Below are 19,964 nucleotides of genomic sequence, written 5' to 3' on the forward strand. Positions count from 1 at the left end.
CACTTCAGCCCGCCGGATCAGCTCAGCGCAACTCGCGTCAGCGGCGGTTCATGCCCCGCTTCACCCTCTTCCCCGCCGCCGACTCGTCCAGCGTCTTCCACAGCTTCGATGAGCTCACCGACGTGTAGACGCCCGGAGCGCCCTGCGCCCCGCAGCCGTCTCCGTACGAGACGACACCTATCTGGATCGGCGCCCTGCGGCCGGGGACGTTGCGGAAGATGGGGCCGCCGCTGTCGCCCTGGCAGGAGTCCTTCGTCTCAACTCCCGCGCAGAAGTTGACCTTTGACTCGTATTCCTTGTAACTCGTCGCGCATTCCGCGTGCGAGAGAATCGGGACCTTTACCTGGCGCAAGCGGTCAGGGGTGTTGGGGAGTTCCGTGTCCGTGTTTCCCCAGCCCGCGACCGTGGCCTTCTGGCCGGGGCGGATCAGGGCGTCCGTGCCCTGCGTGGGGAGGGCGATCGGGGAAATGCCCCGCACCGGCTTGCTGAGTTGGATGAATGCCACGTCGTACGCTTCCTGGCCCTTGAGGTAGCGCGGGTGCACGACCACGCCGCCCTTGGCCACGTTGCGTATCTGGCCCTGGCCGGAGGCGGAGAGGACCGTGCGGCCGACCGCAACCTGGAGCTTCTTCGGCTTCAGCGGCTTGCCCGCGTCGTCCACCAGGCAGTGCGCCGCCGTCATCACCGTGTCCGCGGTGACCAGGCTGCCGCCGCAGAACTGGCGGTCGAGCGGGCTGCCGGGGCCCTTGTCCAGCACGGCAGCCATGAAGGGGTAGGCGTCGTTGGAGACTTCGGTGCCGCCGATGATCGCGTGCGCGGCGGGGGTGCTGGTCGCCAGCATGGCAAGTGCCGCCGTGGTCACGCCGGCTGCCGCCACCGTCTTACGTGATGCCTTGCGCGAGGTACGTCGTACGTGCGAAGGAAAGGAAAGTCTCATGGGGGTTGAATTTCGCTTCCGTGTCGAGCACAGCAGGGATTCTTGTGGTGCGGTACATCACCGCTCGGCTCGCCGTCGCTGCGGGTCTCGGCGTGCCGGACTGTGAGACGGGGGAGCGTTGGTGGGGGTTCATCGGGTGCCGCGGAATGTCGAGCCGCCGGGCCATGGCGCCATGACGTCATGGCGCCATGACGCCCTTTCCGGGGCGTGGATCGACGGCTGGGTTTCTCGTGTGAGAGGTGAGCTGGCCGTCTATCTCAACGAGTTCGAGTTCCGGTTCGGGTATCCGCCCGACCCCAACTCCGTCGAGACCGGAAGTGGGTGCGACGAAGCCGTTCGCGACGAAGCCTCCGCCGTGTTCGCCGTCTCCGCCGTCTTCGCCGTCTCCGGCGACCTTGCGCTCCTTTATCGCCACATCAGCCGCCTCAGCCTGCCGGACGTAGGAGTCGGACTCTTCGTCCATTCCGTGCGGCAGACAGCTGACGGGCTCCGCGGGGATCTGCCCACCCGGGTCGTGGGCGAGGTCGAGGACTCCGTCGCCGTCTTCGGGTCCGACGGCGGCGGGGCGCTCTTCGCCCTCAGCCGTACGGATGGCGCGACCGTGTATCGCCTTCCGCCAGCGCGAGTTGACGGCTCCGTCTACCGCTGTGCGGAGGGCATCGAGGTTGTCGCCCTCGGCCTCCGAGGCTTCCTCGTCCACGTCGAGAGCGAGCTGCGGCGGAGCTGATCCACCCCCAGCGCCAACCCCAGCCCCAACCCCAGCGCCACCCCCACCTCCAACCCCAGCGCCACCCCCACCTCCAACCCCAGCGCCACCCCCACCTCCAACCCCAGCGCCACCCCCAGCCCCACCCCCACCACCCCACATGGCCGAACTCCGCCCACCCGGGAACCACTCCCGCCCCTCCCGGCGTCATCCGTCCGGCTGGTGGATCAGCTGTTCATCGGTCACCGGTCGGCTGGTGTTCCTCATCACCGCACTCCGCGGGGCCCGTTGCGCAAAGGGTAATTATTCGCGTACGCACATCCTCGCCCTCCGTCTCCGATGCCGGAATGCGTGGGAACCATGGAGTACGGATTGCGCGTGGATAACGATGAGGGGCGTGGGCCGCAGCAGTCTCAGCGCGCCTTGAGGGGCTTATGTGCTGCTGATACGGTGCGATGACTTGACACTGTGCCTGGGGCTGAATAGCCCGCCCGAGGCGGGCGAAGAGAGTCGCGAGTGTCTGAAAATGACCGAATCTTCTTGGGCGTGCGGGGAGCAGTTGCGTGAAGATCCAAGAGCGTACGGGGGCGGGCAACAGCCGTTCCGCCGCGCCGGTTCAGCCAGCGGTCGGTGAGCGCCTTCCCGCGCCGCCTCGCGAGCGCAAACCGGCACTCGCCGCCCTGGCCGTTCTGCTCATCCTCATCGGCGCCCTCGGTGCCACCGTCCTCGTGCTGCGCGCGGGGGACCGGATCGAGGTCGTCCAGGTGACGGCGGAGATCCCTGCCGGGGAGTCCGTCGTCCGCGACAAGAACGTCAGCTCGGTGATGGTCGCCGAGGACTCGGCGATCAACTACGTCAAGTGGTCCCAGCTCGACAGCCTGACGAAGCTCAAGGCAACCAACACCATCCCCAAGGGTGCCGTGGCCGTCGGCGAGATGTTCTCCAGCAAGAGCGGCCTGCCCGCGGGCAAGTCCGCGGTCGGCGTCTCCCTCAAGGAGGGGCAGTACCCCGCGGACGGCGTGAAGGCCGGCGACAGCGTGGACGTCTACCAGGTCGGCGACTCCGCCTCCTCGGGGTCCAGCGACAAGGAGACCGGCGGCTCCGCCGGATCGAGCGCGAGTGACGCGCCGATCGTCTCGGCCGCCCGCGTCAGCTCCGTCGCGGCCAAGAGCGACGCCACCGTGAGCACCGGCTCCCTCGGCGTCACGCTCCTGGTGGACAGCGCCGACGCCGCAGCCGTCACCAGGGCCGCGTCGGCCGGTGCCGTCTCCCTCGTCCAAGTGTCTCCCGACGGCAACTAGAGGCGAGTAGAAGAGACATGGCGCTCATTGCTCTCGCCGCCGACAAGGGGTCTCCCGGAGTCACCACCGCGGCCGTCGCGCTCGCAGCCGTCTGGCCGCGGCGCGTCCTTGTCGCGGAGACCGACCCCGCCGGCGGCGACCTGGTCTACCGCAGTGCCGCCGCGCACGGCGGACCGCTCAACCCCAACACCGGGATGCTCAGCATTGCGGCCACCGCACGCCGCGGCCTCGTGCCCGACCAACTCTGGGACCACACCCAGCCGTTGGCCGGTGGGCTCGAAGTCCTCGTGGGGCTTGGAGTGGCCGAGCAGGCCGCCGGGCTCGCGGGTCTCTGGCCGACCCTCGGCCGCGCCTTCTCCCAGCTCGCCGACTCCCCGCACGCGCCGGCCGACGTCATCGCCGACTGTGGTCGTATCAGTGGGGACACCCCCGCCGTCGAGCTCTTCCCGCAGGCGGCCCTCGTGCTGCTCGTCTCGCGGACCGAGCCCGAGGCCATCGCGCGCGTCCGTGACCGGGCCGCCGCTCTCGCCACGAAGCTGCACGGCGGATCGCGGGGGGCCGCGTCCCTTGCGACCCCGCTCATCGGCGTACTCCTGATCGCCGACCCCTCGACATCCGCCAAGCTCGTCCACCAGGTCAACGACATGCTGATGGCCGCGCAGACCGGCGCCCGCGTCGTCGGCACGCTCGCCGAGGACCCGGCGGGCGCCGAGCAGTTGGCGGGCCGCAAGCGCGGACGTCTCGACAAGTCGATGCTGATCCGCTCGGCCCGCAAGGTGACCGTCGACCTCTACCAGCAGTACGGCGCCGCGTGGGCCAACCCGACCGCGGGCACGCACGGCGGGCACGGGGCCGGCGCGCACGGGGCCGGCCGATGAGCGTTCCCGTCGATCACCAGCTCGTGAAGCGGTTCCGGCAGGACGCCGGTGACCGCATCGCCGAGCAGCGCCGCCTGGACCAGGTCTCCGGCGTCACCCCCATGTCGGGCGAGGACGAGCGGCAGTACGCCCGCGCGGTCATCGCCCAGATCCTGGAGGAGTACGCCCGGATAGAGATCAACGCCGGGCGCACCCCGCTGGACGCCGAGACCGAGGAGAAGTACGCGGCCGCCGTGCACGCGGCGCTCTTCGGCGTCGGACGGCTCCAGCCGCTGCTCGACGACCCCGAGGTCGAGAACATCGACATCAACGGGTGCGACCAGGTCTTCGTCGGATACGCCGACGGCCGCGAGGCCAAGGCCGACCCGGTCGCCGAGACGGACGAGGAGCTCGTCGAGCTCATCCAGATCCTCGGCGCCTACTCCGGTCTCTCCTCGCGCCCCTTCGACTCCGCCAACCCGCAGCTCGACCTCCGGCTGCCCGACGGCTCGCGTCTGTCGGCCGTCATGGACGTCACGCGGCGCCCGGCGCTCTCCATCCGACGTGCCCGCATGGGCAAGGTCTTCATGTCGGACCTGGTGGGCAACGGCACGGTGACCCCCGAGGTCGCGCACTTCATGGCGTGCGCGGTGCGAGCCCGCAAGAACATCATGATCGCGGGCGCGACGAACGCCGGGAAGACGACGCTGCTGAGGGCGCTCGCGAACGAGATCCCGCCGCACGAGCGTCTTGTCACCGTCGAGCGAGCCCTTGAACTCGGCCTCGACCAGTTCGCCGACCTGCACCCGAACGTCGTCGCCTTCGAGGAGCGTCTGCCCAACTCCGAGGGCCAGGGCACCATTTCGATGGCGGAGCTCGTGCGCCGATCGCTCCGTATGAACCCGTCGAGGGTCATCGTCGGTGAGGTGCTCGGCGACGAGATCGTGACGATGCTGAACGCGATGTCGCAAGGCAACGACGGCTCGCTCTCCACGATCCACGCCAACAGTTCGAGTGAGGTCTTCAACCGCATCTCGACGTACGCCCTCCAGGCCACCGAGCGGCTGCCCATCGAGGCGAGCCAGATGCTCGTGGCCGGAGCCGTCAACTTCGTCGTCTTCATCCAGCGGCGCAACAACTACCAGACCGGCGGCAAGCTCCAGCGCATGGTGACCTCGGTCCGCGAGGTCAACGGCGTCGACGGCCGCGTGCTGTCCAGTGAGGTCTTCGCGGAGGCCGCGAACGGGCAGGTCGTCGCGCACGCGCCGATCTCCTGCATGGACGACCTGGCCGCGTTCGGCTACCGCCCCGCCGGGCAATGGGGGTGAGCACGACATGAACTCACTCGGCTCGATGGGCGGCCTTTTCTCGCTGCCCGTCCTGTACGCACTGGGCTGCGGTGTCGCGGTCGGCGGTGGCCTCGCGGTCCTCGCGATCGCGCTGCGCGGGCTGCCGGTGAAACCCGAGCACGAGAAGCAGAAGGCAAGCGAGCGGATGAGCGAACTCATCCGCTTCGCGGGTCGGCGCGGTTCGCTCGCGATCGGCGTGGGCCTGGCGGTCCTGCTCCTCACGCGCTGGGCGGTGGCGGGCATCGCGTCCGGCATCCTCGTCTTCTTCTGGGACAAGCTGTTCGGCGGCGCGTCGGAGGAGCGGTCGCAGATGCGGCGCGTCGAGGCGCTCGCCGCCTGGACGGAGTCCCTGCGCGACACGATCGCGGGAGCGGTCGGCCTGGAACAGGCGATCCCCGCGTCGGCGCGGGCGGCGGCTCCGGTGCTCCGTCCCCACCTGGACGCCCTGGTGGACCGTCTGCGCGCGCGTACGCCGCTGCCGGAGGCGCTGCAGGTCCTGGCCGACGAGATCGACGACGCGTCGGCGGACATCATCGTGGCGGCACTGATCCTGAACGCGAAGCTGCGCGGCCCGGGTCTGCGGCAGGTGCTCGGCGCCCTGGCCAAGTCGGCGCGCGAAGAGGTCGACATGCGCCAGCGCGTGATGTCGCAGCGGGCGTCGACACGGCGGTCGGTGCAGATCGTGGTCGCGGTGTCGATCGCGTTCGTGCTCGGCCTCTCGATCTTCAACCGCGACTTCGTCGAGCCCTACGGCACGGCGGTGGGCCAGCTCGTACTCGCCTGCGTCTGCGGCCTGTTCGCACTCGGCTTCTGGTGGCTGCGCAAGCTCTCGACGGTGGAGACACCGGACCGCTTCCTGGTCAGGGACGAGCCGGGCGTGCAGTTCGTGCGCCCGCGGGGCCCGGGCACCGCCCCCGGTACGGGCGAGCAGGCCCCGCTGACGGGCCAGGCGGGCCCGTACGGCCAGCCGCAGGCACAGCCGGGTTCGGCCCCGGGCCAGCCGGGTCACCCCGGTCAGCCGGGCTACTCGAATCCTGAGGGGGTACGTCGATGAGCCTGACGATGCCGATAGTGATAGGCGCCATCATGGGCCTGGGCATCTACGCCCTCGTCCGCGCCCTGATGCCCTCCAAGCGGAGCGCGGTCGCGACGGTCGCGCGGATCGACGCGATGCGGGCCAGGGGGGCGGCGTACGAATCGCACCGCTCACCGGCCGGGAACGCCGGCAAGAGTTCGGGGCGGCTGGACTCGACGCGCTCCCGGGTGGGCGAGCGGGTCGCCGAGTTCTACCTCACGCAGGGCTGGGAACAGCGCTCGCTGCGGGCCGACTTGGCCGTGCTCGACCGAAGCTGGGAGAAGTTCCTGGCGACCAAGACGTTGCTGGCGGCTGCGGGAGTTTTCTTCGGCCCGTTCATGTTCGTCATCATCTGGACGCTGGGGGTCGGTCGCAGCCCGATCATCCCCGTGTGGCTCGCGTTGATGTTCGGCGTCATCTTCTTCTTCCTTCCCGACCTCGAAGTGCGAAGGGACGCCGCGGCCAAGCGGCGTGACCTGCGCCGCGTCATCGGCGCCTATCTGGACCTGGTGTCGATGAGCCTGGCGGGCGGCCGCGGCCTCCCCGAGGCCCTGATGGCGGCGGCGGAGATCTCCGACGGATGGGCGACGCAACGTATCCGAACCGCTCTGGCCGACGCGCGGATTACCGGCATCAGCCAGTGGCAGGCGCTGGGCACGCTCGGCGAGCAGCTGGGCATCGAAGAGCTCAAGGACCTGTCGGCCTCGCTCGCCCTGGTGGCGGACGACGGTGCGAAGGTGCGTGACTCGCTCGCCTCCCGAGCGGAGACGATGCGCCACCGCGAGATGGCCGAGATCGAGGGCAGCGCGGGCGAGAAGTCCCAGTCGATGCTCGTCGCCCAGCTGCTCCTCTGTGCCGGCTTCCTCGTCTTCCTCATCTTCCCCGCGGCCATGCGCGTGTTCCAGGTCTAGCGATCTTTACGGCGACGGACGGGCCGGCGGACGGCGGCGGCCCGACAACCTCCCCCCACTCCTGAGAGGACAACTCACCATGAACGGACGGAACTTCAGCACCGGCAACCCGGCTGTGGACTTCCTGGTCACCTTCCTGAAGGGCCGCGTGCAGCGTGCCCGCTCCGGCGAGCTCGACCGCGGTGCGTCCGCGGTCGAGTGGGTCATCATCTCGGCGGTCGTCGTGGCGATCGTCGGCGTGGTCGCCGCCGTGATCAACGGCGCGCTGAAGGGCGGCGCGGAAGACGTCAAGAACTGCATCGAGGGCGCGGACGCCGACGGCACCTGCTGATCGGCCGTTGACCGGGGAGCGAGGGCGGATACGAGTGCGCGGATGCGTGAAGCGATGGATACGCCGCAGGGTGGAGGCAGCCTCCACCCGCGGTGAATCCGGCATGACCGCGATCGAGTTCGTGCTGCTCACCCCGGTGCTGTTCTTCATGATCTTCGCGACGGTGCAGTTCGCGCTGTACTTCTTCGCGGATCACGTAGCCCAGGCCGCGGCCCAGGCGGGTGCGCGCAAGGCCCGTGCGACGGCCGACGAGAACCCGGGCGGCTGGCGGGGCGAGGCGCGGGACGTGGTCGACGCCTACATCCGGCAGCTCGGCCCGCAGTTGGTGCTCGGCCCGGACGTGAAGACGGTCGAGCCGAAGGCGAACACGGTCGGCGTGGAGATCACCGCGAAGGTGCCTTCCGTCTTTCCCGGCCTCGACATGACGGTGCGCGCGCGGTCGTCCGGACCGGTGGAGCGGTTCGTCGAGGAGGGCGAGGGCGGCTGATGAGGAACGTATGGGTACGTGCTCTTCGCCGGTACCGCGCGCTCGGCCTCGGGTCCGACCGGGGTCTTTCGACGATCGAGGTGGTCATCCTCGCGCCCGTGATGATCCTTTTCATCCTGATCCTGGTGGCCTTCGGTCAGCTCGTCGACGGCCGGGGAGCCGTCGACGGCGCCGCGCGTGACGCCGCGCGCGCCGGATCGATCCAGAAGGACATGGGCACGGCGATGGCCGAGGCACGGGCGGCGGCGGAGGCAGACCTCGAGGGCGTCTGCGTGGGCCCGGTCACCGTCAGCCAGACGAGCGCGGGCTTCGTCCCCGGCACGTTCTTCACGGTGGAAGTGAGCTGTGAGGTAAGGGGCCTGGCCATGCTGGGCCTCGACATGGAGACGACACTGAAGGCCAGCTTCAGCTCTTCGCTGGACCCCTACCGGAGGTCGGCGTGAGCACCGCTACTCGTATCGGCCCGCGCCTGCGCGCGTGGGTGGCCGCCCGCCGTGAACGCCTGGACGACCGCGGCTCGGGCGCGGGCGCCGTCATCATCTTCGCGCTCGTCTTCCTCTCGCTCTCGGCCTTCGTCATCGACGGCGGCCTGTCGATCTCCAAACGGGAGCGGGCCGCGGACATCGCGGAACAGGCCGCGCGGTACGCCGCGCAGGATCTCGACACCGAGGGCATCTACGAAGGTGCCAAGGGCGCGCCCATCAACTTCGAGAACTGCGGCGCGCGAGTACAGCAGTACGCCCGCTCGACGGGCATGCGCGGCGCGGACGTCGCGGCGACGCACTGCGTGACGGCGAACGCGAACCAGGTCGAGGTCGAGGTCCAGCTGACCTACAGCCCGGTGTTCACGGGGATGTTCTACGGCGGCGACGTGACGGTGCACGGCCGCGCGGCGGCGGAGAACGCGGTCGGCTGACGCCGGCGGCGGTGAGTGTTGTCGAAAGGACGAGGACAGCCATGACCCGGTATACGGAGCCGCGGACCATCGCTCGCGGCGGGTTCAGCATCAAGGTGCCGGAGACGTGGTGGGAGTTCGACGTGCGGCCCGAGTCGCGCGACGCCGCCATCCGGCAGATGATCAACGACCGCGTACGTCAGCGACCGGAGCTGGCCCCGTATCGGGAGGACTTCGAGGGCTTCCTGCGCAAGGCGTCGAAGGATGCCTGGCAGTCCGGCGCCCTGTACTGCGGCTGCATGGCGGAGAGCTTCGGCGGCGATACGCCGGTCACCGGCTCGGTCACGGTCTCCCTGGTCGGCGCCCGCACGGCGAACGGCGACGTCCTGCCGACGGACCCGGACCGCATCGTCGCCCAGCTCGGCGTGCGCGAGGCCAGGCGGGAGGGTGACGCGTGGCGGAAGGTGAAGACGGTCGACATCCCGGGCGTCGGGCTCGCGGCGCGGACGTACGGCCTGGAGGACATCTCCGTGCCGGGCGACGAGCGCACGATCCGCGTCGTCCTGATGCAGACCTTCATTCCGGTGCCGGGGCAGGAGGGCAAGGTGGCACTGGTCTCGGGCAGCAGCCAACAACTCGAACTGGCGGACGCGTTCTTCGACATCTTCGACGCGGTGACGTCTACGTTCCGCTTCGCGGAGTGACGGCTACGTGCCGTCTTTGCCCTTGCCCTTTCCCGTGCCCGTGCCCTTGTTCGGCTTCACCGCGTCGTTGACTTCCTTGGCCAGCTTGTCGTCCAGCTTCTTGAACTCGCGTACGACGGCGTCGGACAGTTCGGCGAGGGCGGTCAGCTGCTGGCCGATGTCCTCGCGGCCGTCCTCCCAGTTGGACTCGAAGTCCTCGAGCGAGTCGTACACGCCGCCGTCGCCGATGTCGTCCCTGTAGGACTCGAAGGTCTTCTTCGTCCGGTTCATGCGGTCCTTGATGGAGCGCAGCCGGGATCCGTAGTCCTCCAGCTCGGTGAGCGGGACCGCGAGGTCGCTCTTTCCCTTACCGCCCATGTTCGTATCCCCCTTGGGTGCCGAGGTAGAGCTTGCCGTCCGGAGCGATTCCCGCATAGCTGTTGCGGAGATCTCATCGTCCCACTCGGCCGCGAGAGGGTCGAGCCGAAACCACTGCGGCGTTCAGGCCGCCCCGCGGGTGGCGCCCGGCGTCGTAGACGCCTCGAAGGGCATGCGCGGCGAGGCGTCTACTTGAGGGGTCAGCCGGACTCATCCGACATTCACTCCGGGGACGACGATCATCTGGTGACCTTCGGGAGCGGCGGCGGGTTTTACCTCCTGTCCCCGTTTGCAGGAGGTAGGTCCGGATGCGTACGAGAGTGGCGTCGTCGTCGCTGGTTGGTGTGGCTGTGGCTGTGGTGGTGCTGGCTGGGTGCGGCAGCGGGGAGCGCGGCTCGGACGCGATCGTCGGCGCGGGCACGTCGTCCGGATCGGCGGCACCTTCGCCGTCCGCCGCTGACGGCGGCATCGAGCGGCCGGTGATCAGGCTTCCGAAAGACGTGAAGAACGTCTTTGAGGGGCGTACGGGGGATGTGGCCAAGGACGCGGTACTCGCGGACAGTGAGCGAGGGATCGACGCCGAGAGCGACGCCATCGTGCGAGGCACTCCGGCCTCTGCCGCCCTGCGCTTCTACAACAAGGGCGACACCTTGATGTCGGAGGTCAAGTACGTGCAGAGCTTTCTGGACGGAGGCATCAGCTACAAGGGGACGATCCGCTACTTCGACCGCCGGGTGACCATCGTCGACGACAAAACGGCGACGCTCGTCTACTGCGCCGACGAGAGCGGGGCGGTCAATACCGACCGTAAGACGGGCGAGACCAGGAAGTCCGGCCAGACGAAGCGCGACGACAACTACGTGCTCTACAACACGCGGCTGACGCTGAACTCGAAGGGCGTCTGGCAGAGCACGAAGGGCTTCTCGAAGCGAGGGGCTGTCTCATGTCTCCCGTCGTGACGGGCCGATGCGTCATGGTGGCCGTAGTGGCTCTGACAGTGGCTGCATGGTCGTCGCCCGCCCATGGCATCGGGACGGGCGGAGCCGGCAAGGAGGTCGTCACCGCCCAAGGCGGTGTGAGCGGGGGCAGTATTCACGCTCAGACCAGGATCCGCACCGTCGTCAGCGGAAGCGGCGCCTCGCCGAGGACGGGAGCATTGACCCCTGCCACGGCCGACAACTGGACGCCCCCGGCGTGCTGGTACGAGCCCGCGTTCTCTCCGAAGGAGATCGAGCGCACCGTCAAGGCGTGGCGGAGGTTCGGGGCGGGGGCTCCGCTCGTCGGTGGGATCGGGTACGTCATCAGCGACGCGCTGGAGCACCGTTACAAGGACGGCCATCCCTACAAGAACTACAACCTCTCCAAGCAGGGCGAGGGCATGTTCTGGGCGCCCGTGGTCAATCCGAACCGTGAGGGCGAGCCCGAGGCGACGTCGTGCGACCGGCAGCCCTTCTGGGTGGACAAGGGGCAGACTCCGGACGAGCCCCTGGCCGTCTCCCCGGAGGTCCTCGCCGAGTACGCGTACGACGAACTCCCCGTCCCCGGCACCGAGATCAAGATGGCGCCGCGCGGCAGGTCCACGGTGAACCTGCCCACCTGGGTCTGGCTGGACAAGGCCAGGTTCAAGAAGATCACCGTCACCGCGAGCCTGCCCGGCACGGGCCTCTCGGCGACGACGACGGCCGAGCCCGAGGCCCTGCACATCGATCCGGGCACGCAGGACGCGACCCGTTTTCCCGCGTCGGGCGCGTGCGCGATCCGCAAGGGCGGCGGCATCGGCGAGCCGTACGTGCGAGACAAGGCGGAGAGGGTGCCGCCGTGCGGGGTGACGTACCTGCGCTCCACGGCCGCAGACGAGGCGTACGCCGTCCGGGCCACGCTCAGTTGGAAGATCCACTGGACCAGCACCACGGGCGAGGGCGGCTCGCTGCCGTCCGGCTCCTTCGGCGCGACTCAGCGGATTCCCGTACAGGAGATCCAGTCCGTGAACCGCTGACCCCGGCCAGGGTCCGCCGGTGAATCGCCGCCGTCAATGCCATATCTCGGGGTCGAAACCAGGCCTGGGTCGCCACCTCTTGCCTCAGCGGTTGATCGACTGGATTTCCTGGACGTCCATGTCCTGGGTCGTCTCGAAGGTGCCGTTCGGCATAGTGTCGCCCGCGCCGCCCGTGCCTTCCCAGGAGATCTCCCAGGTGATGGAGGCCTTCAGCTGATACGGCTTTCCGTCGGTCGCCCGGAGGTACTTGATGCCGCACGGCGGGTCCTGCTTCGACTTGCCCTTGGTGTAGGGCGTGCCGATGCTGCCGTCTTCGTTGATCTCGCATTCGCCGGAGGCGGGGAAGGTCTTCGCGTCGGCCGTGCCGGGCTCCAGGTGCAGGCTCTTCGGCTTGGCCGTGGTCTCCGCCCACAAATCCGTGTTCGGGAGCTCCGCGCGTACCTTGACGTCCTTGAAAGTGCCCTTGTCCAGCCACACCCAAGTGGGCAGATTCACCGTCGACTTGGCCTCGGGCTTCAGCTCGACCTTGGTGTCGGGGACCTTCACCTTGTTGTACGCGTACTCGGCCAGCGTTTCGGCGGTCGGGGCGTTCGGAACGTTCGGGATCTCGTTGTCCGCCTGCCAGAACATGACCTTGCCGCAGTCCCAGGGGTCACCGTCGGAGTCCTTGTTCTCGACGCTGCGCCAGAAGTGACCACCCTTGCCGATGTTGTAGTTCTTGTAGCCCTCGGCTGTGGTGTTGTCGTTGTTCTCCCACGACTTGCCGTCTTTGTAGTGATCCGTCCAGAGTCCCTTGCCGTACCAAGACCACAGCGCGCCGACATCGCCGGCGCCGTCCGTCTTGTCGACGAAGTCCTTGAGCTCCTCGGGTGTGAACACGGGTTCGTACCAGCAGGGCGGCGGTTCCCAGTTGGGGTCGACCGTCGTGAGGTTGCCCCGTTTGCCGCCGCCGTCCCCGCCGCTCTTGTACGTGATCTTGATCTGGGACTGGGAGGCAGAGGCCTTCAGGGTGTTGCTGTCGGCACTGCCGCTGGGCCCGTCGGGCTGCGGAGTCGTGCTCGGTGGGACGCCGTTGGCCTGGACCGGTCCCGCGCACCACAGCATGGTGGCTGTGGCCAGCGCGGAGGACCAGCAGAGAACTCGTCGGTTGACCATCAGGACTTGCACTCCTTTACCCGTCCCTCGACCCGGATCTGTCGTACCTGCCAGACCTTTGAGCTTGCGTCCGGCGGCGTCATGAGGAGGCTGAACCTCTGGTAGCTGTCGAGGTTCTCGTCGGTGCGGTTGGTCTTGCCCGTCTTGATCTTCTTGCTGAAGTACTCGGCCTGGTTCCGGCAGAAGGTGGCGCGGACGTTCTTGCCCCCTCCGACCGGAGAGACCTCGGACTTGGAGTAGACGTCCTTGCCCGTGGGGGTCCAGTTGCCCTTGATCCATGCCTGGATCTGGGATTTGGCGTACTGCGCGGCATCAGAGGTCGAGTAGAACTTGTACGCCGGGTCCTCCGCGTCCTGCTTCACGATTCCGTGGTTCAGGGCCCGGATGTAGTTCTGCGCGCTGTCGAGCGCTGCGGCGTGCTTGGGGTCGGACGGCTTCGCGAAGTCGAAGCTCAGGTCCAGGTCGCTCGGCAGGGTGAGGTCCGGCTGATTCGGGGCCTTCGAGGGTGACGCCGAAGCTGCCGCCTTGTCGCCCTCCTTCCCCGCCCCCTCGATCCTGTCCGAGGAGTCATCGCCCCCGCCGCCTCCGCAGGCGCTCAGGAGCAGGGCCGCGCTCGTCACCAGCGCGGTCACGGTGGGCAGGGTGCGACGGGCCACGATTGCAGTCCCCCAGAGTTCGGCGTGTGTGCAGGAGAGAATGGAGCCGGACGAAATTACCAGGCGTGGGTAACCAGTACCGGTGGGCCTTGTGAAGGTTCTCGTGTTCTGTGCGGTGACGGAAGCGAACGCGAATGACGGGGCCCCAAGTGCTACGGGGGCGCAGCGATTCCGTGCCGGAACTGTGACGCGGCGGAGTGAAGGGGGGATGCGTGCCTGTTCTGGGCGGGCAATCCCGGGCGCGAGAACGGGCGGAGGCGGACCGTAAGCGGGCGGAGAGAGTGCCGCTTAACTCTCAACTCGGGCTCAAACGGGCACCCGCGCAAGACCCTTGGGCACCGATGCCTCTGTATGATCTTCGGCCCCTTCCGTACCATCGCCTCAGTACCCTCAGCGCACACACCGCTGATCCCTATCCGCTCCCTCTCAGAGGACACCAGGACTCCCGCCATGGCGCGCACCACTTCAAGTTCGAACGGCGGCCCGTCGGCTCCACGGAATCGGACGCCGCAGCCGCTGCCCCGGCGTCGTCGTACGTTCGGGGACTTCGTCAAGGCGTTCCTCGCCTTCGTCGCGTTGGCCGTGCTCGTCATCGGCGTCCCTGGCGCGCTCGCGTACGCCGTGGGGTGGCCGCTTCCGGGCGGTGCGCCCTCGCTGGACTGGTTGCAGCAGGAGATCACGGTCGGGACGTTCATCAACGTACTGACCGTCGTCGTCTGGCTCGCCTGGGCCCAGTTCACCGCCTGCGTGCTGGTGGAGGTCAAGGCCGCGCTCTCCGGGGTCGGGATGCCGGGGCGCATTCCCGGGGCCGGTGGCAGTCAGCTGCTCGCCCGGCAACTCGTCGCCGCCCTGCTCCTGGTCGGCGCCACCGCCGCCAGCTTCGCGCCGGGGCTCTCGCAGTTCGGGCAGTCCCTGGAAGGGAATCAGAAGCCCGCTTCCGCCGCCTCCGCCCAGCAGACCCCCGGCGGTCTCTTCGGGCAGGAGCAGGCCGGGAGCGCCGCAAGTGCCGTCGCCGAGCAGGCCGAGCAGGCCGCCGCGCAGGCCGGCAGCAGCGCCAAGGACGGGGACACCAAGTACTACCGGATCCAGCCGCCCGAAGGACGGCACCACGATTCGATGTGGGAGATCGCCGAGCGGCACCTGGGAGACGGCCGCCGGTACAAGGAGATCTACCAGCTCAACAAGGACCGCGAGCAGCCCGACGGGTCGCGGCTGTCCGAGGCCAGCCTCATCCGGCCGGGCTGGATCATGGAGATGCCCGCGGACGCGCACGGCGGCGAGCTCGTCGAGATGCCCGACGAGGCACCCAAGGTCTCGCAGGACGTGAAGGAGCAGATCTCCGACTACGCCAAGTCCGGGGACCACGCCAACGAGCAAGGCGGCGGCCAGCAGGGTGGCGGCGCCAAGGAGCAGGGCGGCGGCGGGTCCGTCGACCGCGACACCGCGCACATCACCATTCCCGAGCAGCGGCCCTCCGACGGCGCGCGGCAGGAGGCGCCCGTCGCCAGTAGCGGGAGTGAGTCCGAAGGGTTCTCCTTCGGGCTGCCCGAGGCGCTCATCGGCGCGCCTCTCCTCGCCGCTGGACTCCTCGGCGCCCTCGGCCGCCGTAGGCGTCACGCCCTGTGGCAGTCGGCCATGGGCGCCGTCGGCGGACGTCGCGGCATGGAGCCGCCGACGCCGACCGGGGGCGCGGCCGCCGCGCAGGACGCCCTGCTCGTGGGGGCCGACCCCGAGGGCGTACGCCTTCTTGATCTTTCGCTGAGGGGGCTCGCCGCCGCCCTCGCCGAGGAGTCGCGCGCGCTGCCCACCGTCTACGCCGCCTGGCTCAGCAACGGCGATCTGCACCTCCAGCTCGCCCAGCCCGCCGGACGGCCGCCCGCGCCCTGGCAGTTGGGGCAGGACCAGACGTTCTGGATGCTGGCGCGCACCGACGCCGAGCAGTACGAGGACGTGGACACCGCCGCTCCCTACCCGGGGCTCGTCAGCCTCGGCACGCTCGACGACTCGCGGCTGCTGCTCAACCTCGAAGCCGTGCCCGGTGTCGTGTCGCTGAGCGGGACCGAGGCCGACCGCGCCGCGGTCTTCGCCTCCGTCGCCGCCGAGCTCGCCACCAACGGCTGGTCCGACCGCATGACCATCACCCTCGTCGGCTTCGGGCAGGACCTGACGCCGCTCGCGCCCAACCGGCTGCGCCACCTCGACGACATCGAGGCGCTCATCGAGACGATGGAGGCCGAGACGCGCCAGCGGCGCGGTGCCCTGGGCGCGGCCGGGCACGACTCCGTGCTCACCGGTCGTACGGGGCCCGCCCAGCACACGCGCTGGGCGCCGCACCTGGTGCTTCTCGCCGCCGAGCCCACCGGCGACGACGCCGTGAAGCTCGCCGAACTGGCCGCGGACGCCAGCCGGCTGGGCATCGGCTATCTCGTCGGCACCGAGTCCGGGGACATGCCGGGCGCCGCCTGGGAGATGGAGATCACCCCCCAGGGCAAGCTCCTCGCCCCGCTGCTCGGGCTGGAGCTGGAGGCGCAGACCCTGCCCGAGGCCCTGCAGCGCTCAGTCGTGGAGCTCTTCGTCGACGCGGACCCGGGCGAGGGCGGCACACCCGGTTCGCCCGGTCAGACCGGTTCCGGTCGTACGGCCACCGCTCCGCCGTTCCTCGTCGACGTCACCGAGCAGGGGCGGCCCGCGGTGTACGCGCGCCTCGTCGGTACGTACGAGATCATCGGCCTCGACACGCCTGACGGCGAGCGCAGCCCGCTGATGCACGAGGCGCTGGCGCTGCTCCTGCTGCACCGCGAGGGTGTGCACCCCCGGGTGCTCGCCTCCGCGCTGTGGCCGCGGGGCGTCACCGAGGACGTACGCGACGCGCTCGTCGACCGGCTGCGCGAGTGGCTCGGCACCGAGCCCGACGGATCGCCGCGGCTGCGGGCCGACCAGAGCGGGCGGCTCACGCTCGCCAAGTCCGTCGTCTCCGACCTGGATGTCCTGCGGTCGCTCTACCACGAGGCGACGCAGGGGCGCGGGGCCAACAGCCGGGCCGTACGTGGGCGGATGCTCACCGATGCGCTGGTGCTGGTGCGGGGGCCGTTGCTCGCGGACCGGCCGCAGGGGCGGTACGCGTGGCTCACGCACGAGATCATCGACGCGCAGCTGCCGCTGCTCGTCGCCGACATCGGGCTCGCCCTCTCCGAGTTCCACCTGGAGAAGGGGCGCGCGGAGAAGGCCATCGAGGCGCTGAACGCTTCGCTGAATTCCGCGCCGGGCGATGAGCGGCTCTGGAACGAGCTGCTGCGGGCCACCCATGCGGTGGGCGACCCCGGTCGCCTTCAGCAGGTGGCCGCGGATCTCGTCGCCCGGAGTGGGGCTCGGGGCGTGCCGCCCCGGACGGAAGCCCTGCTGGACGAGCTCCTGCCTGCCTGGCGCAGTGGCCTCACGGCTGTCAGCTGACGCCGGCTGAGTCGGCACTCGGCAGCTTCGGCGTTGTGCCCACCCTTCCCCAAGCTCTCGGCTCCGCTCGAGCAGGGGAGACCCCAATCGCCTTGCGGAACGCCTGCCTACAACGGGGGAGACGGTTATCTCGTGTACGTGACGCTCATCATCGGCGCCCTCCTCTGGGGCGCCGTCACGGGGCTGCTCGTCCCCCGCGCCGCGTACCGGCTCTCCGTCTCGCCCGATGAGGCGTGGCGGGACAGCTGCCCCGGCGGGCATCCCGTCGGGGGGTGGGTCGGGCTCGCGCGGTGCGGGGAGGACGGGACCCGCTACGGGCCCCGGACCGCGGCCGTCGCCACCGCCACCGCCCTCGTCTGCGCCGCCCTCGCCGCCGCCACCGGCGCGCGGCCCGAGCTCGGCGTCTGGCTGCTGCTCGCGCCCTGCGGGGTGCTGCTCGCCGTCGTGGACTTCGGGGTGCACCGGCTGCCCGACGTGCTCACCCTGCCGCTCGCCGTGGCCGCGCTCGCCCTCCTGGGGGCCGCCGCGCTGCTGCCCGAGCACGGTGGGTCCTGGCTGCACTCCCTGTACGGGGCGCTCGGGCTCGCCGGGGCGTACTTCGTGCTCTTCCTCATCAGTCCGAACGGCATGGGCTTCGGCGACGTGAAGCTGGCGCTCGGCCTGGGGGCCGCCCTCGGCTGGTACGGGTGGGGCGGGGTGCTGCTCGGCACCTTCGCCGGGTTCCTGCTCGCCGCCCTGTACGGGGCAGGCCTGGTCGTCGCCCGCCGCGCCGGGCGCAAGACGGCCATCCCGTTCGGGCCGTTCCTGATCGGCGGCGCGTTCGTGGGGCTGCTGGTCGGGGCCTACGCCGCCTGACGTCGGGGCCTACGCCGCCTGACGTCGGGCGGCCGGACCCCCTGGCGTACGCTGGATCGGTCCGTCCAGAACCCTTACGAAAGGGACGCCCCGGTGACCGAGAAGGCCGACCTTCAGTCCGTCCTCGACCGTGCCGCCGCAGGTGGGCGGATCAGCGCCGAAGAGGCGCTCGACCTCTACCGCGACGCGCCGCTGCACGCGCTCGGTGCCGCCGCCGACGCCGTGCGCCGCCGCCGGTACGCCGGGACCGAGCACATCGCGACGTACATCATCGAGCGGAACATCAACTACACCAACGTGTGTGTGACCGCCTGCAAGTTCTGCGCCTTCTACGCGGCCCCCAAGGACACCAAGAAGGGCTGGACGCGCGACCTCGACGACATCCTGCGGCGCTGCGCCGAGACCGTCGAGCTCGGTGGCACGCAGGTCATGTTCCAGGGCGGGCACCACCCGGACTTCGGCGTCGAGTACTACGAAGAGCACTTCTCGGCGATCAAGAAGAACTTCCCGCAGCTGGTCATCCACTCTCTCGGCGCCTCCGAGATCGAGCACATGGCCCGCATCTCGAAGGTCTCCGCCGAGGAGGCGATCCAGCGGATTCACGCCGCCGGGCTCGACTCCTTCGCCGGTGCCGGTGCCGAGCTGCTCCCGGCCCGCCCCCGCAAGGCCATCGCCCCGCTCAAGGAGAGCGGCGAGCGCTGGCTGGAGATCATGGAGATCGCCCACGGGCTCGGCGTCGAGTCGACGTCCACGATGCTCATGGGCACCGGCGAGACCAACGCCGAGCGCATCGAGCACCTGCGGATGATCCGCGACGTGCAGGACAGGACAGGGGGCTTCAGGGCCTTCATCCCGTACACGTACCAGCCCGAGAACAACCACCTCAAGGGCCGCACCCAGGCGACCATCTTCGAGTACATCCGCATGATCGCGATCTCGCGGATCTTCCTCGACAACGTCGCCCACATCCAGGGTTCCTGGCTGACCACCGGCAAGGAGGCCGGCCAGCTCACCCTGCACTACGGCGCGGACGACCTCGGCTCCGTGATGCTGGAGGAGAACGTCGTCTCCTCCGCGGGCGCCAAGCACCGCAACAACCTGCGCGACATGATCGACATGATCCGCACCGCGGACCGGGTGCCGGCCCAGCGCGCCACGACGTACGAGCACCTCGTCGTGCACGACGACCCGGCGAACGACCCGACCGACGACCGCGTCGCCTCGCACATCTCGTCCACGGCGATCGAGGGTGGCACGGCCCACCCCGAGCTGAAGCTGCTGGCCTCCAACTGATGCCGCTGTGCTGACGGTTCACGCCGCGCCGCTGGTCCTGCCGGTCGGCGCGGCGCCGGTTCCCGGGGGTGCGGTACTCGTCGACGGCGACCGGATCGCGGCCATCGGGACGTACGAGGACGTGGTGGCCGCGCAGCCGCGCGCCCGCGTCCGGCAGTGGCCCGGGGTGATCACGCCGGGTCTCCGGCAGTGGCACGGCCGCTGGCTCCTGACCCGCGTCTACCACCCCGACCCGCGCGAGGCCGACGAACTCGGCACCGAGCCGATCGTCGGTTTCGAGTGCGACGACGACTCCCGGTGGGCCGGGAGCGTACGGCGCGGTCTGCAGCGCATGCTGGCGCACGGCACGACGCACGTCGGCGGGGGCTTCCCGGACGGGGTGCGGCAGGCGGTGACGCGGTCCGGGCTTCGCGAGGTGGCGGACGCGTGGCGGCTTGCGCCGCCGCTGACGACCGGCCCTGACCTCGACCCCTTCGTCGAGGGGATCGACCTGGCCGGTACGGTCCACGGTCCGCTGAGCGTGGGCGGTCGCGCCGACCTCGCCGCCTTCGACGTACGTGATGAAGCCGGGCTCCTGGCGCAGGGCTCGGGGACGTGCGTCGCCACGGTCCTCGGCGGACGCCTGGTGTACCGGCGGCGGTAGGTGCCG

21 protein-coding genes are annotated in these 19,964 nt (G+C 69.8%); 17 read left to right on the forward strand and 4 right to left on the reverse strand.

The window, feature by feature from the left end; genetic code table 11:
• Positions 1 to 37: 37 nt before the first annotated feature.
• A complete protein-coding gene (locus ACIGXX_RS29545; RefSeq protein WP_399980183.1) occupies positions 38 to 877 on the reverse strand; it encodes a S1 family peptidase in 840 nt (279 codons plus the stop codon).
• A gap of 292 nt (positions 878 to 1,169) precedes the next feature.
• Here ACIGXX_RS29545 and ACIGXX_RS29550 point away from each other — a divergent pair, with 292 nt between their 5' ends.
• The 11 genes from ACIGXX_RS29550 to ACIGXX_RS29600 all read left to right on the forward strand — a co-directional run bounded on the left by ACIGXX_RS29550 (position 1,170) and on the right by ACIGXX_RS29600 (position 9,553).
• The gene (locus tag ACIGXX_RS29550; protein WP_399980186.1) at positions 1,170 to 1,664 is read left to right on the forward strand and encodes a hypothetical protein; all 495 of its coding nucleotides are present in this window, start codon (positions 1,170 to 1,172) and stop codon (positions 1,662 to 1,664) included.
• Between the two features lie 542 nt (positions 1,665 to 2,206).
• A complete protein-coding gene (locus ACIGXX_RS29555; protein ID WP_351170154.1) occupies positions 2,207 to 2,944 on the forward strand; it encodes an RcpC/CpaB family pilus assembly protein in 738 nt (245 codons plus the stop codon).
• A 17-nt stretch (positions 2,945 to 2,961) separates the two neighbouring features.
• The gene (locus ACIGXX_RS29560) at positions 2,962 to 3,822 is read left to right on the forward strand and encodes a hypothetical protein (protein ID WP_351170157.1); all 861 of its coding nucleotides are present in this window, start codon (positions 2,962 to 2,964) and stop codon (positions 3,820 to 3,822) included.
• Positions 3,819 to 5,129, forward strand: a complete 1,311-nt coding sequence (locus ACIGXX_RS29565) for an ATPase, T2SS/T4P/T4SS family (RefSeq protein ID WP_351170160.1) — start codon at positions 3,819 to 3,821, stop codon at positions 5,127 to 5,129. Before ACIGXX_RS29560 ends, ACIGXX_RS29565 begins: the two co-directional genes overlap by 4 nt.
• 7 nt (positions 5,130 to 5,136) lie before the next feature.
• On the forward strand, positions 5,137 to 6,204 hold the full coding sequence (locus tag ACIGXX_RS29570) for a type II secretion system F family protein (RefSeq protein WP_351170163.1): 1,068 nt from the start codon (positions 5,137 to 5,139) through the stop codon (positions 6,202 to 6,204).
• Positions 6,201 to 7,136 carry a type II secretion system F family protein gene (locus ACIGXX_RS29575; RefSeq protein WP_351170166.1) on the forward strand — a complete coding sequence of 312 codons (936 nt, stop codon included), beginning with the start codon at positions 6,201 to 6,203 and terminating at the stop codon, positions 7,134 to 7,136. Before ACIGXX_RS29570 ends, ACIGXX_RS29575 begins: the two co-directional genes overlap by 4 nt.
• 79 nt (positions 7,137 to 7,215) lie before the next feature.
• Positions 7,216 to 7,467, forward strand: a complete 252-nt coding sequence (locus ACIGXX_RS29580) for a hypothetical protein (RefSeq protein ID WP_351170169.1) — start codon at positions 7,216 to 7,218, stop codon at positions 7,465 to 7,467.
• Positions 7,468 to 7,570: 103 nt separating this feature from the next.
• Positions 7,571 to 7,954: a TadE family protein gene (locus ACIGXX_RS29585; protein ID WP_383820344.1), complete on the forward strand. Its 384-nt coding sequence runs from the start codon at positions 7,571 to 7,573 to the stop codon at positions 7,952 to 7,954.
• Positions 7,954 to 8,397 (forward strand): TadE/TadG family type IV pilus assembly protein, encoded by a 444-nt coding sequence (locus ACIGXX_RS29590; RefSeq protein ID WP_351170172.1) that lies wholly within the window; start codon positions 7,954 to 7,956, stop codon positions 8,395 to 8,397. The genes ACIGXX_RS29585 and ACIGXX_RS29590 overlap by 1 nt, the downstream gene beginning before the upstream one ends.
• Complete coding sequence (locus ACIGXX_RS29595) at positions 8,394 to 8,870, forward strand: TadE/TadG family type IV pilus assembly protein (protein ID WP_383820340.1); 477 nt, start codon at positions 8,394 to 8,396, stop codon at positions 8,868 to 8,870. The genes ACIGXX_RS29590 and ACIGXX_RS29595 overlap by 4 nt, the downstream gene beginning before the upstream one ends.
• A gap of 41 nt (positions 8,871 to 8,911) precedes the next feature.
• The gene (locus tag ACIGXX_RS29600) at positions 8,912 to 9,553 is read left to right on the forward strand and encodes a hypothetical protein (RefSeq protein WP_351170175.1); all 642 of its coding nucleotides are present in this window, start codon (positions 8,912 to 8,914) and stop codon (positions 9,551 to 9,553) included.
• A gap of 3 nt (positions 9,554 to 9,556) precedes the next feature.
• Here ACIGXX_RS29600 and ACIGXX_RS29605 read toward each other — a convergent pair whose 3' ends face one another.
• A complete protein-coding gene (locus ACIGXX_RS29605; protein WP_351170178.1) occupies positions 9,557 to 9,910 on the reverse strand; it encodes a hypothetical protein in 354 nt (117 codons plus the stop codon).
• Between the two features lie 344 nt (positions 9,911 to 10,254).
• On the opposite strand from ACIGXX_RS29605, the gene ACIGXX_RS29610 reads away from it, so the two are divergent.
• Positions 10,255 to 10,869 (forward strand): hypothetical protein, encoded by a 615-nt coding sequence (locus ACIGXX_RS29610; protein ID WP_399980196.1) that lies wholly within the window; start codon positions 10,255 to 10,257, stop codon positions 10,867 to 10,869.
• Between the two features lie 197 nt (positions 10,870 to 11,066).
• Positions 11,067 to 11,906 (forward strand): hypothetical protein, encoded by an 840-nt coding sequence (locus tag ACIGXX_RS29615; RefSeq protein ID WP_399980199.1) that lies wholly within the window; start codon positions 11,067 to 11,069, stop codon positions 11,904 to 11,906.
• Between the two features lie 84 nt (positions 11,907 to 11,990).
• Here ACIGXX_RS29615 and ACIGXX_RS29620 read toward each other — a convergent pair whose 3' ends face one another.
• Positions 11,991 to 13,061 carry a hypothetical protein gene (locus ACIGXX_RS29620; protein ID WP_399980202.1) on the reverse strand — a complete coding sequence of 357 codons (1,071 nt, stop codon included), beginning with the start codon at positions 13,059 to 13,061 and terminating at the stop codon, positions 11,991 to 11,993.
• Complete coding sequence (locus ACIGXX_RS29625; RefSeq protein ID WP_361469076.1) at positions 13,061 to 13,717, reverse strand: hypothetical protein; 657 nt, start codon at positions 13,715 to 13,717, stop codon at positions 13,061 to 13,063. Before ACIGXX_RS29625 ends, ACIGXX_RS29620 begins: the two co-directional genes overlap by 1 nt.
• A gap of 450 nt (positions 13,718 to 14,167) precedes the next feature.
• Here ACIGXX_RS29625 and ACIGXX_RS29630 point away from each other — a divergent pair, with 450 nt between their 5' ends.
• From ACIGXX_RS29630 to ACIGXX_RS29645, 4 genes are all read left to right on the forward strand, one after another.
• A complete protein-coding gene (locus ACIGXX_RS29630) occupies positions 14,168 to 17,167 on the forward strand; it encodes a BTAD domain-containing putative transcriptional regulator (RefSeq protein ID WP_399980206.1) in 3,000 nt (999 codons plus the stop codon).
• Between the two features lie 132 nt (positions 17,168 to 17,299).
• Positions 17,300 to 18,022: an A24 family peptidase gene (locus ACIGXX_RS29635; RefSeq protein ID WP_366461869.1), complete on the forward strand. Its 723-nt coding sequence runs from the start codon at positions 17,300 to 17,302 to the stop codon at positions 18,020 to 18,022.
• A gap of 93 nt (positions 18,023 to 18,115) precedes the next feature.
• Positions 18,116 to 19,315, forward strand: a complete 1,200-nt coding sequence (gene mqnC / locus ACIGXX_RS29640; RefSeq protein ID WP_351170196.1) for a cyclic dehypoxanthinyl futalosine synthase — start codon at positions 18,116 to 18,118, stop codon at positions 19,313 to 19,315.
• 7 nt (positions 19,316 to 19,322) lie between these two features.
• Positions 19,323 to 19,958 carry an imidazolonepropionase-like domain-containing protein gene (locus tag ACIGXX_RS29645; RefSeq protein ID WP_351170198.1) on the forward strand — a complete coding sequence of 212 codons (636 nt, stop codon included), beginning with the start codon at positions 19,323 to 19,325 and terminating at the stop codon, positions 19,956 to 19,958.
• The last annotated feature ends 6 nt before the right edge of the window (positions 19,959 to 19,964 follow it).

The organism is Streptomyces sp. NPDC055243, from assembly GCF_044544025.1.
Taxonomy (GTDB): domain Bacteria; phylum Actinomycetota; class Actinomycetes; order Streptomycetales; family Streptomycetaceae; genus Streptomyces.

Excerpts from the sequence above, each read along its gene's own strand:
- ACIGXX_RS29560 (WP_351170157.1), top strand. The coding sequence starts at position 2,962 with ATGGCGCTCATTGCTCTCGCCGCCGACAAGGGGTCTCCCGGAGTCACC.
- ACIGXX_RS29565 (WP_351170160.1), top strand. The coding sequence starts at position 3,819 with ATGAGCGTTCCCGTCGATCACCAGCTCGTGAAGCGGTTCCGGCAGGAC.
- ACIGXX_RS29570 (WP_351170163.1), top strand. The coding sequence starts at position 5,137 with ATGAACTCACTCGGCTCGATGGGCGGCCTTTTCTCGCTGCCCGTCCTG.
- ACIGXX_RS29575 (WP_351170166.1), top strand. The coding sequence starts at position 6,201 with ATGAGCCTGACGATGCCGATAGTGATAGGCGCCATCATGGGCCTGGGC.
- ACIGXX_RS29580 (WP_351170169.1), top strand. The coding sequence starts at position 7,216 with ATGAACGGACGGAACTTCAGCACCGGCAACCCGGCTGTGGACTTCCTG.
- ACIGXX_RS29585 (WP_383820344.1), top strand. The coding sequence starts at position 7,571 with ATGACCGCGATCGAGTTCGTGCTGCTCACCCCGGTGCTGTTCTTCATG.
- ACIGXX_RS29590 (WP_351170172.1), top strand. The coding sequence starts at position 7,954 with ATGAGGAACGTATGGGTACGTGCTCTTCGCCGGTACCGCGCGCTCGGC.
- ACIGXX_RS29600 (WP_351170175.1), top strand. The coding sequence starts at position 8,912 with ATGACCCGGTATACGGAGCCGCGGACCATCGCTCGCGGCGGGTTCAGC.
- ACIGXX_RS29605 (WP_351170178.1), bottom strand. The coding sequence starts at position 9,910 with ATGGGCGGTAAGGGAAAGAGCGACCTCGCGGTCCCGCTCACCGAGCTG.
- ACIGXX_RS29620 (WP_399980202.1), bottom strand. The coding sequence starts at position 13,061 with ATGGTCAACCGACGAGTTCTCTGCTGGTCCTCCGCGCTGGCCACAGCC.
- ACIGXX_RS29630 (WP_399980206.1), top strand. The coding sequence starts at position 14,168 with ATGGCGCGCACCACTTCAAGTTCGAACGGCGGCCCGTCGGCTCCACGG.